This window comes from Pseudomonas nitroreducens NBRC 12694 (assembly GCF_002091755.1).
GTDB lineage: Bacteria > Pseudomonadota > Gammaproteobacteria > Pseudomonadales > Pseudomonadaceae > Pseudomonas > Pseudomonas nitroreducens.
Genome location: NZ_BDAI01000010.1, coordinates 31515 through 46591, shown reverse-complemented (window position 1 = coordinate 46591; position 15077 = coordinate 31515). Strand labels below are relative to the sequence as shown.

At 66.5% G+C, this 15077-nt stretch carries 11 protein-coding genes; 3 read left to right on the top strand and 8 right to left on the bottom strand.

Annotated features, from left to right (window positions below):
• The first annotated feature begins 133 nt into the window (after positions 1–133).
• Together PNI01S_RS21570 and nfuA are read left to right on the top strand one after the other, a co-directional pair.
• Positions 134–2422 carry a fatty acid cis/trans isomerase gene (locus PNI01S_RS21570; protein WP_084359066.1) on the top strand — a complete coding sequence of 763 codons (2289 nt, stop codon included), beginning with the start codon at positions 134–136 and terminating at the stop codon, positions 2420–2422.
• Positions 2423–2629: 207 nt separating this feature from the next.
• On the top strand, positions 2630–3214 hold the full coding sequence (gene nfuA, locus PNI01S_RS21565; protein WP_024763318.1) for a Fe-S biogenesis protein NfuA: 585 nt from the start codon (positions 2630–2632) through the stop codon (positions 3212–3214).
• A gap of 175 nt (positions 3215–3389) precedes the next feature.
• On the opposite strand, the gene PNI01S_RS21560 is transcribed toward nfuA, so the two are convergent.
• The 8 genes from PNI01S_RS21560 to lpdA form a co-directional block, all read right to left on the bottom strand.
• A complete protein-coding gene (locus tag PNI01S_RS21560) occupies positions 3390–4556 on the bottom strand; it encodes an MFS transporter (protein ID WP_084359064.1) in 1167 nt (388 codons plus the stop codon).
• A 9-nt stretch (positions 4557–4565) separates the two neighbouring features.
• Positions 4566–4808, bottom strand: a complete 243-nt coding sequence (locus PNI01S_RS21555) for a DUF1272 domain-containing protein (protein ID WP_084359062.1) — start codon at positions 4806–4808, stop codon at positions 4566–4568.
• Positions 4809–4835: 27 nt separating this feature from the next.
• Entirely contained in the window at positions 4836–5840 is a 1005-nt protein-coding gene (locus PNI01S_RS21550) for a GlxA family transcriptional regulator (RefSeq protein ID WP_084359060.1), read from the bottom strand.
• A 195-nt stretch (positions 5841–6035) separates the two neighbouring features.
• Positions 6036–6581, bottom strand: a complete 546-nt coding sequence (locus PNI01S_RS21545; protein WP_024763322.1) for a DUF4256 domain-containing protein — start codon at positions 6579–6581, stop codon at positions 6036–6038.
• A gap of 63 nt (positions 6582–6644) precedes the next feature.
• Positions 6645–7646 (bottom strand): response regulator, encoded by a 1002-nt coding sequence (locus tag PNI01S_RS21540; RefSeq protein ID WP_084359058.1) that lies wholly within the window; start codon positions 7644–7646, stop codon positions 6645–6647.
• Positions 7643–11326, bottom strand: coding sequence for a PAS domain S-box protein (locus PNI01S_RS21535; RefSeq protein WP_084359056.1), 3684 nt, complete (start codon positions 11324–11326; stop codon positions 7643–7645). The genes PNI01S_RS21540 and PNI01S_RS21535 overlap by 4 nt, the downstream gene beginning before the upstream one ends.
• 303 nt (positions 11327–11629) lie before the next feature.
• Positions 11630–11899 carry a DUF1652 domain-containing protein gene (locus tag PNI01S_RS21530; RefSeq protein WP_024763325.1) on the bottom strand — a complete coding sequence of 90 codons (270 nt, stop codon included), beginning with the start codon at positions 11897–11899 and terminating at the stop codon, positions 11630–11632.
• Between the two features lie 246 nt (positions 11900–12145).
• Positions 12146–13546: a dihydrolipoyl dehydrogenase gene (gene lpdA / locus PNI01S_RS21525; protein ID WP_065084180.1), complete on the bottom strand. Its 1401-nt coding sequence runs from the start codon at positions 13544–13546 to the stop codon at positions 12146–12148.
• A 210-nt stretch (positions 13547–13756) separates the two neighbouring features.
• On the opposite strand from lpdA, the gene PNI01S_RS21520 reads away from it, so the two are divergent.
• Positions 13757–14878 (top strand): M14 family metallopeptidase, encoded by a 1122-nt coding sequence (locus PNI01S_RS21520; protein WP_084359172.1) that lies wholly within the window; start codon positions 13757–13759, stop codon positions 14876–14878.
• The last annotated feature ends 199 nt before the right edge of the window (positions 14879–15077 follow it).

Genomic DNA, 15077 nt, shown 5'->3' with positions numbered 1-15077 from the left:
TGATAGCAAAGCTGCAGGAAATTTGACGTCGGCGGATTTTGCATGAGGATTTCTCATGTTCAGCCTTTCGTTGGAGCGCATTGGGCCGGCACTCCCGCTAGAATCCGCATCATCCTGATGTTTGGAGCCCTTCATGTCCCTGCGAGCCCGCTTCACGTTGCTTATCGCTGGCCTGGCGTTTTCGGCGCTGGCCCAGGCGGGAGGATTGTCCTACACCCGCGATATCCAGCCGATCTTCACCGAGAAATGCGTGGCCTGCCATGCCTGCTACGACTCGCCGTGCCAGCTCAACCTGACGGCCGCCGAAGGCGCGCAACGCGGCGCGAACAAGCTGCCGGTGTATGACGGCGCGCGTACCAAGGCGCAGGACACCACCCGGCTGTTCCTCGACGCCCACGGTGCGGATGCCTGGCGACGCAAGGACTTCTGGTCGGTGCTCGATGGCCGCGGCAGCCAGGCGGCGCTGATGGCACGGATGATCGACCTGGGGCATGACCACCCGCTGGTGCCCAACGCGAAGATCCCCGATGGCCTCGACCTGTCGATCAACCGCACCAACCAGTGCCCGACGCCCGCGACCATCGACGACTTCGTGGCGAAGAACCCGCGCAGCGGCATGCCCTTCGCCGTCACCGGCCTGACCGACAAGCAGCTGAAAACCATCAAGACCTGGCTGGCCCAGGGCGCGCCGGTGGACGAACAGGCCTGGCAGCCGGGCAGCGGCGAAGCGCAGCAGATCGGCGAGTGGGAAAGCTTCCTCAACCAGCCCGGCGCCCGTCAGAGCCTGGTGTCGCGCTGGATCTACGAGCACCTGTTCCTCGCCCACCTGTACTTCACCGAGCGCGGCGAGCCGGGGCACTTCTTCCAGCTGGTGCGTTCGCGCACGCCCAGCGGCCAGCCCATCGACCCCATCGCCACGCGGCGGCCGAACGACGATCCGGGCAATACCTTCTATTACCGCCTGTGGCCGATCCAGGGTGTGATCGTGCACAAGACGCACATCACCTATCCGCTCAACGCGGCTCGCCTCCAGCGCAACCAGGAGCTGTTCTACGGCACAGCCTGGGATACCGACAAGGTTCCCGGCTATGGCCTGCAGCACCGCGCCAACCCCTTCTTGACCTTCGAGGCGATTCCGGCGCGGGCGCGCTACCAGTTCATGCTGGATAACGCCGAGTACTTCGTCCGTACCTTCATCCGCGGGCCGGTGTGCCGTGGGCAGATCGCCACCGACGTGATCCGCGACAACTTCTGGGCGGTGTTCCAGGACCCGGACCACGATCTCTATGTCACCGATCCGAAGTTCCAGCGCCAGGCCTCGCCGCTGCTGGCGCTGCCGGGGCAGATCGACGACGTCGGCGCGATGCTGTCGCAATGGCGTTCCTACCGCGACAAGCGCAATCAATACGAAGAGCTGCGCCAGGACGTCTATGACGAGGCGCCCGCGCCGACCTGGGCGGACATCTGGGCCGGCAACGACAACGCCGTGCTGAGCATCTTCCGCCAGTACGACAGTGCCTCGGTGCGCAAGGGCCTGATCGGCGGCGTGCCGCAGACCCTCTGGTGGATGGACTACCCGCTGCTGGAGCGTACCTACTACGGGCTGGTAGTGAACTTCGACGTGTTCGGCAACGTCGCCCACCAGGCGCAGACGCGCCTGTACTTCGACCTGATCCGCAACGGCGCCGAGCAGAACTTCCTGCGCCTGATGCCGGTGGGGGCGCGCAAGAAGCTGCTCGACGACTGGTACCAGAGCAGCGGCAAGCTGAAGATGTGGGCTGACTACTACAACTCCGACAGCGACGCGCCCACCGGGCTGTTCCTGCCGGAGAAGGGCGCCAAGCTGGCCTTCGCCAAGCAATTGCTGAAGCACTATGTGGCGCTCAATGCGCGGCCCGACCCGATCAACCTGTGCGAAAACGGCGCCTGCTACCGCAATTCCGTGGCCGCGCCGCTGCAGGACGCCGAACAGGCCTTCAGTCGGCTGGTCAGCCGCCCGGCTGCCGGCCTGCCGGTCATCGACCAGTTCCCCGAGGCGACCATGCTGCGTGTGGAACTGCCGGACGGCCAGCGCGAGATCTACACCGTGCTGCGCAACCGCGCGCACAGCAACGTGGCCTTCATGACGGGCGAGTCGCTGCGCTACCAGCCGGGGCTGGATACGCTGACCATCTACCCGGGCGTGCTGTCGAGCTACCCGAACTTCATGTTCAACCTGAAGGCGGCCGATGTGCGGGACTTCGTCGGCGCCCTGGAGCAGGTAAAGAGTGCGGCGGACTTCGAGAAGATCGCCGACCGCTGGGGAGTGCGTCGCAGCAACCCGCAGTTCTGGTTCTTCTTCCACGACCTGGATGCCTACCTGCGCGAAACCGAGCCGGTGGAGGCAGGCGTGCTGGACATGAATCGCTACGAGAACCTGTAAACGAGGTCGCGGACCTGAACCTGTAGGACCGAGGGGAACGCCCGGTCCTTGCTCGCGAACCGGCCCCGCTGCGGGGCCATTCGCGAGCAAGCTCGCTCCTACAGGAAAGTGCTTGGCCTACCTGCGAATTATTCCTACTAAATCAGTAGGGCTTTATCCGATCCCCCCGTTTGGCGTAAACTGGCGCCACGTTTGCGAGGAGTTGCCATGAGCGCTATCACCATTACCGAAGCCGCACAGGATTACCTGGCCGAGCTGCTGTCCAAGCAGGACACTCCCGGCATCGGCATTCGCATCTTCATCACCCAGCCGGGCACCACGTACGCCGAAACCTGCATCGCCTACTGCAAGCCGGGCGAGCAGAAGGCGGAAGACACCCCGGTCGGCCTGAAGGATTTCACCGCCTACATCGACGCCATCAGCGAGCCCTTCCTGGAAGACGCCGTGGTCGATTACGCCACCGACCGCATGGGCGGCCAGCTGACCATCAAGGCGCCGAACGCCAAGGTGCCGATGGTCAACGAGGACAGCCCGATCACCGAGCGCATCAACTACTACCTGCAGACCGAGATCAATCCCGGCCTGGCCAGCCACGGCGGCCAGGTGAGCCTGGTGGACGTGGTCGAGGACAACATCGCCGTGCTGCGTTTCGGCGGCGGTTGCCAGGGTTGCGGTGCGGTCGAGATGACCCTGAAGGACGGTGTCGAGAAGACCCTGATCGAGCGCATCCCTGAGCTGAAGGGCGTGCGTGACGTCACCGACCACAGCAACCGCGAGAACGCCTACTACTAAAGGCAGGCGATCGAGCAGCGAAAAGGCGACCTTCGGGTCGCCTTTTTCGTTTGGAGCCGGGTCTGGGCCTGCTCGGAAACGTAAGGCGAATAACGCCTCAGGCGTTATCCGCCCTACGCAGTGGTGCTCCTTGCAGGAGCGAGCTTGCTCGCGAACCGCGTAGGCAGCCAAACCCTCAGGCCTGCGCCACTTGCCGTCGCCCCGACCAGAGCATCACCAGCGCCACCAGCAGCACCGGCCAGACCAGCAGGTTCACCGCGCTCCAGCCGACGCTGCTGATCAGCGCGCCGGAGCTGAACGACATCAGCGCCGCCAGGCTGCCGTTGCCCAGTTCCATCAGCCCTTGCGCATGCCCGCGCTCCTGCGGCGAATGGCCGAAGGCGAGCAGGGTGGTGCCGGCCACCAGCATCAGGTTCCAGCCCATGCCCAGCAGCAGTGAGCTGATGAGGAACTGCGCCACCGACTGACCACTCAGCGCCACCGCCGCACTCACCGCCAGCAGCGCCATGCCGGCCCAGGCCACGCGGTGGCCGCCGAGGCGGTCCACCAGCGGGCCGGCGACGAAGGCGGGGAGGAACATGCCCAGCACGTGCCACTGGATCACGCTCACCGAGCGCTCCAGCGGCAGCCCGCAGAAGCTCATGGCCAGCGGCGTGGCGTTCATGATCAGGATCATCAGCCCGTGGCCGGCGGCGGTGCAGGCCATGGCCGCGCGGACCGCCGGGCGCGACAGCAACTCGCGCATCACCTTCCAGCCGCCGGTGGATGGCGCGGGCGCTGCGCCTTCCGGCAGACGGCTGAGCACGGCGAGGGCGACCAGCGCCAGTGTGGCGATGGCCAGGTACGAACCCACGAAGGGCGCGGGCAGGGCATTGCGCGACCACAGCGCCAGGCTCGGTGCGAGCAACGCCGCCAGCACGCCGCCGCCGATCACGTAGGCGGTGGCGCGCCCCTTGTGGGTTTCGTCCACCGCTTCCAGCGCGGCGAAGCGGTAATACATCGCCGACGCCTGGTAGGCGCCAATAGGCAATGCGCCGAGGCAGAACAGCAGGAAGTCCGCCAGCCACACGCCCAGCGCGCAAAGCAGCCCGCCGAACACGCCGCAGGCGGCGCCCAGCAGCAGGCCGCGCCGCCGTCCGTGGCGTTGCATGAACAGCGACAACGGCTGCACCGCCAGCAGGTTGCCCAGCACCAGAATTGCCAGCGGCAGCGTGGCCAGGCTGTTGAGCGGCGTAAGCTGCGCGCCCACCAGCGAGGTGAGGGTGATGCCGATCAGCGAGCAGGACCAGTACAGCGCCTGGCTGGCGAACAGCAGGCGGATCGCCGGAATGCGCAGCAGCATGTTCCGTCCTCAGCCCTGGCAGCCGGCAGGCTTGAGCACGCGCTGGGTCGAGGCCGGGTTGGCCGCCAGCTTCGCCAGCGGCCGGCGTGGGCGCGGCAGCAGTTCGCCGCCGCAGTTCGGGCAATGGCCGTGCAGCACCTGTTCGTCGCAGTCGCTGCAGAAGGTGCATTCGAAGCTGCAGATGCGCGCGTCGGCGCTGTCGCCGGGCAGGTCGCGGTCGCAGCATTCGCAGCCGGGGCGAAGTTCGAGCATGGCAAAGTCCTTTGCGGTGGATTGAAGTCAGTGCATCTGGCCGAAGCGCGCGGCGTATTCCTGCGGGCTGATCGCCAGGTGCTTGTGGAAGGTGCGGCGCAGGTTTTCCGGGTGGCCGAAGCCACACAGCCGCGATACCGTGCTGATCGACGCCTGGGCGTCCTGCAGCAGCGCACGGGCGGCTTCCAGGCGCACGCGCTCGACGTAGCGGCCCGGGCCCATGCCCAGCTCGTTGATGAACACCCGCGACAGTGTGCGCGGGCTCATGCACGCCTGTTCGGCCAAAACCTCCAGCGACAGGTCGCTGCCCAGGTTGGCCGGTATCCACTCCAGCAGTGCCGCCAGGCGTGGCGTGCGGCTAGGTTCCGGGGTCAACCAGTGACTGAACTGCGCCTGCCCGCCGGGGCGCTTGAGGAACATCACCAGCCGCCGCGCCACGGCCAGGGCGAGGGCACGGCCGAGATCGGCTTCCACCAGCGCCAGGGCGAGGTCGATGCCGGCGGTGACGCCGGCCGAGGTGAACACGTGATCGTCGCCGTCCCGGCGCTGCGGATCGTAGGTATGCAGGCGGTCGCCCTGGACCAGTACCTCGGGGTAGTCGCTGCACAGCTCATCGACATCCGCCCAGTGCGTGGTGGCCGGACGGCCGTTGAGCACGCCGGCCGCGGCGAGGATCAGCGCGCCGGAGCACACCGAGCCGAGCCGGCGCACCTGGGGCTCGGCGGCAGCCAGCCAGTGCAGCAGGTCGGTGTTCTCGCATTGTTTCGGGACGCCAAGCCCGCCGGGGACCAGCAAGGTATCCAGGGTGGCGGGCTCGACTTCCCGCCAGCCCATGTCAGCGCAGATGCGCAGGCCGGCCGAGGTGGCCACCGGCCCGGCCTGTTCGCCCAGTACCAGCAGCTCATAGATCGGCGCCAGGCCCTGGCGCTGGCGCTCGACGTTGGCGGAGGCGAACACCTGCAGCGGCCCGGTGATGTCCAGACTCATGACCTCGGGATAGAGCAGGCAGGCGACGCGGCGCAGCGATTCCATGGCGACACTCGTTCATTGGATGTCACGAGTGTGGCGGTGGCCGACGCTGGCGGCAACGTCAGCTACCCCACATATCCTGCCAATCCACTGGCCAGCTCCCGCTCGCCCCGGTGGGCAGGGCCGATCTGCTCAGGAGCAAAGCCCTCCGCCGCTGTGGCGCCGAGCCTCGACGAAAGGCGTGAAAACGGTGCCGCGTCAGACTTTCAGCACGCCGCGAAACCCCCGCGCGGCGTAATAGGATTGCACGCCGTTGTGGTAGGTGAACACACGCTCGTAGCGGCGATCGCCGAACAGCGCGCCATCCAGCTTGCGCATGGAGCCGGGCGTGCGCAGCCAGCTGGAGGTCTTCTGGTCGAAGCTGCCCAGCTCCTGCAACTGGCGGTACTGCGCCTCGTCCAGTAGCTCGATGCCGATCTGCGCGGCCAGTTCGGTGGCGCAGCCAGCGGGCTTGTCCTTCTTGCGCGCGTCCAGGGCTTCGCGGTCATAGCAGAGGCTGCGGCGGCCGGCCGGGGTCTCGGCGGAGCAATCGAAGAACAGGAAGGCGCCGCTGGCGCTTTCGCGGCCGACCACGTCGGGTTCGCCGCCGGTTTCCTCCATCTGCTCCAGCGCTTTCAGTTTGGCCGGGGCGGCCTCCAGGCGCGCCTGGACTTCCGCCCAGTCGATGCCCTTGTGGCGCTCGGGGTGCTGCTTGAACCGCGCCTGCAGGGTGGCCAGCAGGGCGTCGCGTTGCTTCGCATTCATCTTGCTTACTCTCGGCAGGGGTGGAAGGTCAGAGAGTAAAGCAGGATTTGCGCGGCCTGCGGCTCAGCCGGCGTCGGCCCAGCGCTCGCGCACAGCGAGGATGTCGGGCAGGCGACCGAGGAAAAGCTCCACCAGCTCCGGGTCGAACTGGCGGCCTTTTTCCCGGCGCAGCAGTTCGATGGCTTCGTCGATGCTCCAGGCCGGCTTGTACGGGCGCACGCTGGTCAGCGCATCGAACACGTCGGCGATGGCGACGATGCGCCCCTCCAGAGGGATTTCCTCGCCGCGCAGGGCATTGGGGTAACCCGTCCCGTCCCAGCGTTCGTGGTGGGTGAGGGCGATGCTGCGCGCCAGGGTGAGCAGGGTGGAGTCGTGTTCGCCGATGATCCGCGCGCCGATCTCCGGGTGCTGGCGCATCACCGCCCATTCCTGCTCATTGAGGCGTCCGGGCTTCTGCAGGATGGCATCGGGAATGCCGATCTTGCCCACGTCATGCATGGGCGCCGCGTTGAGCAGGTCGTCGGCGGCCTTCTCCGAGTAGCCGGCAGCGCGGGCCAGGATGTGTGCGTAGTGGCTCATGCGGATGACGTGCAGGCCGGTCTCGTTGTCCTTGTACTCCGAAGCCTTGCCCAGGCGCTGGACGATCTGCAGGCGTGTTTCGCGCAGTTCCTCCACGCGCACCAGCGACAGGTGCGTGCGCACGCGCGCCTTGACGATGGGCGGGCTGACCGGCTTGGTGATGTAGTCCACCGCGCCGACCTCGAAGCCCCGCGCCTCGTCGGGTACATCGGCGAGCGCGGTGACGAAGATCACCGGAATGGCGCAGGTGGCCTGCTCGGCCTTGAGCCGCTGGCAGACCTCGAAGCCGGTCATGCCGGGCATCATCACGTCCAGCAGGACCAGGTCCGCGCGTTCGCGGTTGGCCAGCTCCAGCGCCTTCTCGCCATCCTTGGCGAACAGCAGACGGTAGTCGTCCTGCAGGATGTGGCGCAGCACCTGGAGGTTGGTGGCTTCATCGTCCACCAGCAGCAGGCAGGGACGATGATCTTGGGCGGTCAGGCTCATGCTTGCTCCAGTCGGGCGCCGAGGGTGCGGACCCATTCCAGGGCCTGGTCGAAGTCGAAGTCGTCGATGGCGTAGCGCAGGGCTTCGAAGGCCTCGCGGTGTTCGCCCTGGGCGGTGCCCAGGCGCAGGCGTTCCAGCGCCTGGTCGTCCAGGCCGCCGCGGGAAAGGGCCAGTTGCAGGGCCTGCAGCGCGTCACGCAGGTCCTGCGAGGCGGCCTCGCCAACGGCCGCCCCGACCGCCTCGGCGAAGGCTACCGGCACCAGCGGCACCGATTCGCGGACCGTAGTGAACTCCGCGCGGACACGCTCCAGGGCAGCCGCCAATTGTTCAGCCTTGCCGTGCTCTGCGGCGCCTTCCAGCGCGCCGATGGCGCCGGCCAGACGCGGCAGGGCGAGGTTGGCGGCGGCGCCGCGCAGGCGGTGGGCGAGGGCGGCAATGCCGGCGCGATCGCCGTTGCTCACTGCGCTTTCCAGAGCGTTCAGACTGGTTTCCTGCTCTTCGAGGAAGCGCACGACGGCCCGTGCCATGGGCAGCGGTCCGCCCCACAGGCGGGCGCCGACGGTCCAGTCCAGGGTCGCCAATGGCGCAGTTTCGCTGACGTGCGCGCTGCGAATCGCGGGCGCGGCACCCAGCAGCCGGGCCATTTCGTCCAGCAGGCCGGTGAGGTCCAGCGGTTTGCTGGCAAAGCCATTCATGCCGGCATCCAGGGCGTTCTGCCGGTCGCGGTCGAGCACGCTGGCGGTGAGGGCGATGATCGGCACGGCGTCTTCACCACGTTGCTGCTCGATGGCGCGGATGCGCCGGGTCGCTTCCAGGCCATCCATGCCGGGCATCTGCACGTCCATCAGGATCAGGTCGAAGTCCTGCGCGCTGTAGGCGTCAACGGCGGCCTGCCCGTCGCCGACGCTGTGCGGGCGATGGCCCAGGCGGCGCAGATTCAGCTCCAGCAGCTCGACATTCTGCGGGACGTCGTCCGCTATCAGGATGCGCAGCGGTGGCAGGCTCGGTGCGTGGCTGCGCGTCTCCGGCTTTACGCTGCGGCCGGCCGGCAGCGGCAGGTCGACGGTGAACACGCTGCCCCGGCCCACTTGGCTTTCCACGCTGATGCGACCGCCCATCAGCTCCACCAGCTGGCGCGAGATGGTGGTGCCCAGCCCGGTGCCGCCGAAACGCCGGCTCATGGAGGCGTCGGCCTGGGCGAAGGGGTCGAAGATGCGCTCCAGGCGGTCGGCGGCGATGCCGATGCCGGTGTCGCGGATGGCCAGGCGCAGCGCGCCGGGTTCGCCGCTGATGACCAGCCGCACTTCACCACGCTCGGTGAACTTCACCGCGTTACCCAGCAGGTTGGTGAGCACCTGTTGCAGGCGCAATGGGTCGCCACGGAAGTACTCGCCGGCGCGCTGGCCATAGTCGATCTGCAGGCTCAGGCCCTTGCGCTCGGCGGACAGCCGCAGCGCCGCGCAGACCTGCTCGCACAGCTCCGGCAGGGAGAAGTCCAGGGCTTCCAGTTCGATGGCGCCACGATCGAGCTTGGCGGTGTCGAGGATGTCGTTGAGCAGGCCCAGCAGCGAGCGCGAGGCGTTCTGTACGGTGCTCAGGTAGCGCCGCTGGTTCGCTTCCAGCGGTGAATCCAGCAGCAGTTCGGTGAAGCCCATGATGGCGTTCATCGGCGTGCGGATTTCGTGGCTCATGTTGGCCAGGAAGCTGCTGCGCGCGGCGGCGGCCTGTTCCGCGCGGTCGCGGGCGCTGCGCAGTTCCTGCTCCATGACGCGGCGCGGGGTGAGGTCGGTGGCCAGCTTCACCACCTTCACCGGCTTGCCGTCGAAGTCGAGGATCGGGTTGTAGGTGGCGTGGATCCACACCTCGCGCCCGTCCTTGGCCAGGCGGCGGTATTCGCCGGCGCTGTGCTCGCCTTTGCGCAGTGCCTGCCAGAACGCCTGGTACTGGGCGCTGGCGGCGATGTCCGGCGGGCAGAACAGGCTGTGGTGCTGGCCCAGCACCTCGGCTTCGGTGTAGCCGAAGAGTTCGAGGATGTTGTCGTTGGCGGCGAGCACGCGGCCTTCGAGGTCGAATTCGATCAGCGCCATGGCGCGGCCGATGGCGGTGACCTTGCCTTCGTATTCGTTGCTCAGCAGCTTGGTTTCGGTCTGGTCGAGCAGCACACCGTCGATCCACTGCGGGTTGCCGGATTCGTCATAGCAGGCGCTGCCGCCTTCCCAGATCCAGTGTTCGGCGCCGCTGCGGTCGAACAGCCGGTACTCGACGACGTAGCTGCGGCGCTCGGCAATGGCGCGGCGGACTTCCTCGTTCACCGCTTCCTGATCATCGGGATGGTAGAGCTGGGCGAAGGTGATGCGCTGGTCGCTGAAGTCCTGCGCCGACCAGCCGGTGACGGCCTCGACCGCATCGCTGACGAACAGGGTGCTCCAGGCGTGGTCCGGGAGGACGCGGAAGGCGATGCCGGGCATGTTGCGGATCAGCGAGCGGTACTGTTCCTCGCTGGTGCGAAGGGCCTGCTCCATCTCGCGGCGTTCGCTGATGTCGGCGACGAACACGACGAACCAGGGCTTGCCGTTGTGATCGGTGACGCCGAGGCTGACGCGCACGGGGATTTCCCGGCCGTCGCGGGTCAGGCCTTCCAGCTCCAGTTCGGAGTTGCTGAACTGGCGCTTGCCGCTGCTCTTGTAGTTATCCAGCGCCATGCGGAACTGATGGCCGTAAGCCTCGTTCATCAGTACCTGCATGGGTTTGCCCACCAGCTCGTGCGGGTGCCAGCCGAACAGGCGCAGCACCGCGTGGTTGACCGAACGGATCACGCCGCTGTGGTCGATGGTGAGGATCGCCTCGACGGCGGCGTCGAGCAGCGAATCCAGGTGCTTGCGCCGGCGCTCCAGTTCCTGGAACAACTGGCGATAGCGCAGCAGGCCATTCACCGCGGCAACGCAGATGCTCAGGCTGATGGTGGCCATGGACACTGCCAGCGCCAGGTAGAAGCTGCCCTGCACGCCCTGCGGCACGCCGAACTCCTCGCGGCCGACGAAGCGCGCGGCGGCCATGCCGGTGTAATGCATACCGGCAATTGCCAGGCCCATCACCAGGCCGCTGACCAGGATCGCCAGGTTCGGCCGCATCCGCCCGCGCAGGCCGAAGCGCACCCAGAGCGCAATCACCGCCAGCACCACGGCGACAAGGATCGACAGGGCGAACATCCACGGGTTGTAGCGCAGCAGCGGAGCCATCTGCATGGCGGCCATGCCGCTGTAGTGCATGGCACCGATGCCGGCGCCCACCAGCACCCCGCCGCCAATAAGCTGAAGGCGATTGACGTTGCGCCGGGCCAACAGGCTCAGGGCGATCCAGGAGGCGAACAGGCTCGGCAGCCCGGAAAGCAGGGTGATCAACGGGTCGTAGCGCACCGCCGCGCAGAGCTGGAAGGACAGCATGCCGATGAAATGCATCGCCCACACGCCGCCGCCCAGCGCCACCGCGCCGGTGCCGAGGGCCAGTTGGCGGTAGAACGGGCTGCGCGCCAGCCGCGCCACGCCTGACAGTTGCAGGGCCATGGTCGAGGTGAAGACGGCAATGAGGATGGAGAGCAGCACCAGAGCATTGTTGTGCTCGCCGAAAACCAGCAGCGAAGGGGTGTCGCCGCTGTAGAAATATCGCTGCAGATCGAGCATTGAACGAGACCGTACTGCGTGCCGAAGGCCCGGTGGAAGACGAGACGGGGTGAGCAAAACACAGGATGGCTGCAAATTGCCATCATTGTCGGTCGCTGCTCCCGCTGAACCGGCAGTGGAATGCGGGTTTCGGACGAGCGGAAAGCCAATGTTCGGAATCGAAGCTGAAACGATGCAGCCGGACGGCGACCGACACTTCGTTGTCGGCAGACGAAGCGGCAAATTGAGCGGTTGCCGACGGCTGGCGCCGGAAATGAAGAAGCCCGGCTTGGGGCCGGGCTTCTTTGGGTACCTGTCTGCGGATCAGGCGGGCATGTGCCATTCCTGCAGGCGGTAGCCTTCGCGGTTCAGCTCGTCGCGGGCCTGATTCAGCAGGCCTTCGAGCTGCTCCGGGTCGGAGTAGGCGGAGCTGGGAATGCGGGTGAGGCCCAGCAGACGGGTACCGGTGCGATCGAGGACGGACAGGTCGAGGCTGCCGTCGCCCCCTTGGTCAACCCAGGTCACACAATTGAAGGGTTGGAAGGCTCGTCCAGTGATCAGCAGAGCCTCGTTGAAACGAAGAGTCGCATGCATGGTTGTGATCTCTCTGCGTGGTAATCCATTGCGAAGGTGGCGAAAGCGGCTCATCCGCTTTCGTGTTCGTTCACGCAATTGATGGATTCAGAGTCGAAGAAAGTCACAACCCATGTCGCGGTTGTACACAAAATAGTCGCAAATAAAACTGTTTCAGTCGCTACAGGCCCCGTCAGCCGTGGCCTGTAGCGATTTTTTGGGTGCGCCATCGCGCCGCACGTGCCATTTGTAGTTGGCGACGAGCGGTCAGGCCTGCATGGCCCAGCCGTCCACGTTCATCGCCGCCTGGCGCAGTGCCTCGGAGCGGGTCGGGTGGGGGTGGCAGGTGCGTGCGATGTCCTCGGCGGCGCCGCGGAACTCCATGGCCACGCAGTACTCCGCGATCATGTCGCCGACGTTCGGGCCGATCATGTGCACGCCGAGGATCTCGTCGCTGCGCTCGTCCGCCAGCACCTTCACGAAGCCCTCTGTCTCGTGGTTGATCTTCGCCCGGCTGTTGGCGGTGAAGGGGAACTTGCCCACTTTGTAGGCGCGGCCCTCGGCCTTGAGCTGTTCCTCGGTCCTGCCCACGGTGGCCACTTCCGGATGGGTGTAGATCACGCTGGGGATGACGTCGTAGTTCACTTCCCCGGCCTTGCCGGCAATCAGCTCGACGCAGGCGATGGCCTCGTCCTCGGCCTTGTGCGCGAGCATCGGGCCGGAGGTCACGTCGCCGATCACCCAGATGCCCGGCACGCTGCTGCGGTGTTCGTGGTTCTCCAGCATGCCGCGCTTGTCGGTAGCCAGGCCCACGCTTTCCAGCCCCAGGCCCTGCGTATAAGGGCGGCGGCCGATGGCGAGCAATACGTAATCCGCCTGGATCGACTCCGCCGCGCCGCCAGCAGCCGGCTCCACGCTCAGCGTCACCTGCTTGCCGCTGACCTTGGCCTGGGTGACTTTCGAGCCCAGCTTGAAGCTCATGCCCTGCTTGGTCAGCGCGCGCTGGAAGGTCTTGGCGGTTTCCAGGTCCATGCCGGGGCAGATGCGGTCGAGGTATTCGATGACCGTGACTTCCGCACCCAGGCGGCGCCATACCGAACCCAGCTCCAGGCCGATGACGCCGGCGCCGATCACCACCAGGTGCTTGGGCACCTCGGGAATCGACAGCGCGCCGGTGGAGTCGAGGATGCGCTTGTTGTCGACTTCCACGCCCGGCAGCGGGGAGGGCTCGGAACCGGTGGCGATGATGATGTCCTTGGCGGTGAGGCTGCTCTTGCTGCCGTCGGCGGCGGTCACTTCCACCTTGCCCGGCCCGTCGATGCGGCCCCAGCCCTTCACCCAGTCCACCTTGTTCTTGCGGAAGAGGAATTCCACGCCCTTGGTCAGCGCGGTCACGCTCTCGGATTTCTGCTTCATCATCTGCGCCAGGTCCAGCTTGGGCTTGACCTGGATGCCGAGGTTGGCGAACTCGCCCCCGGCCGCCGCTTCGTACAGTTCCGACGCGTGCAGCAGCGCCTTGGACGGCATGCAGCCGACATTCAGGCAGGTGCCACCGAGGGTTTCGCGGCCCTCCACGCAGGCAACTTTCAGGCCCAGCTGGCCCGCGCGAATGGCCGCGTTGTAGCCGCCGGGGCCGCCGCCGATGACGATCACATCGTATGCGCTCATGCAGTGCTCTCCGAGTTGGAAAAAGGGGTCAATCGAGGTTAGCCCGCGCTCGCCGGATCACCAGCGCATGGCCTGGGATAAGCGTTACTCGATTTATATTACGAACATAATATATTATTCAACACAAGTCACGCAGACATGACAGACGCGGCAGGGAGGGCGAAAATGCAGGGCTTTGGCGCCTCGGGTTCGTGCGCCTACGGAGAATTCATGAAGATCGACTGCGATTTCGACAGCGGCAATATCCAGGTCATCGACGACAGCGACCCGCGCCAGGTGCGCCTGGCGCTGCGCCCGGACACGAAAAGCCCGCACTTCCAGTGGTTCCACTTCAAGGCGGAAGGTCTGGAGCCCGGTGAGCAATATCAGTTCAGCCTGACCAACGCCGCCGGCTCCAGCTACACCGGCGGCTGGCCGGGCTACAACGCGGTGGCTTCGTACGACCAGTGCGACTGGTTCCGTGTGCCCAGTACCTATGATTCCAACGGGTTGCACTTCAGCCTCGTTGCCGAACAGCCCCAGGCCTGGTTCGCCTACTTCGAGCCCTACAGCCGCGAGCGCCATGCCGAGCTGGTGAAGCGCGCCCAGGCCAATGGCGCCGAGCTGCTCGCCACCGGCCACAGCATCGAAGGCCGCGAACTGCCCCTGCTGCGCATCGGCAAGGGCGCGGCGGGTGCGCGGAAGATCTGGCTGATCGCCCAGCAACACCCCGGCGAGCACATGGCCGAGTGGTTCATGGAAGGCCTGATCGAGCGTCTGCATTCGGGTGATGCCGAGGTCCAGCGCCTGCTGGAGCGCGCCGATTTCTACCTGGTGCCGAACATGAACCCGGACGGTGCCTTCCACGGCCACCTGCGTACCAACGCCGCCGGCAAGGACCTGAACCGCGCCTGGGCCGCGTCCAGCGCCGAGGAAAGCCCGGAAGTGCTGTTCGTGCAGGAGCAGATGGCGAAGTACGGCGTCGACCTGTTCCTTGACGTGCACGGCGACGAGGAAATTCCCTTCGTGTTCGCCGCCGGCTGCGAAGGCAACCCGGAATTCACGCCGCGCCTGGATCGCCTGGAAAGCCTGTTCCGCGAGCGCCTGGAAGCCAACGGCGAATTCCAGAGTGTGCACGGCTACCCGAAGGACGCTCCCGGCCAGGCCAACCTGACCCTGGCCTGCAATCACGTCGGCCGCACTTACGACTGCCTGTCGCTGACCCTGGAAATGCCGTTCAAGGACCACAACCTGTCGCCCAATCCGCGTACCGGGTGGAGCGGGGCGCGGTCGAAGGCGCTGGCGGAGGCGGTGCTGGTCACGGTCGCCAGCCTGGTCGACGAATTGCGCTGATTCGCGAGCGGACGGACCTCGCGGTTTGCGATGTCCCGCCCCGGAGCTCTTCGTAGGGCCGAGGGGGACGCCCAGTTCTTGCTCGCGAACCGGCCTAGCCGCAGAGCCGCGGGGTATTCGCGAGCAAGCTCGCTCCTACAGAAAAGCGTCTTTCCCGGCGACGTCTTACATCCTTGGCGGCTGACCGTTGGGGTAATCC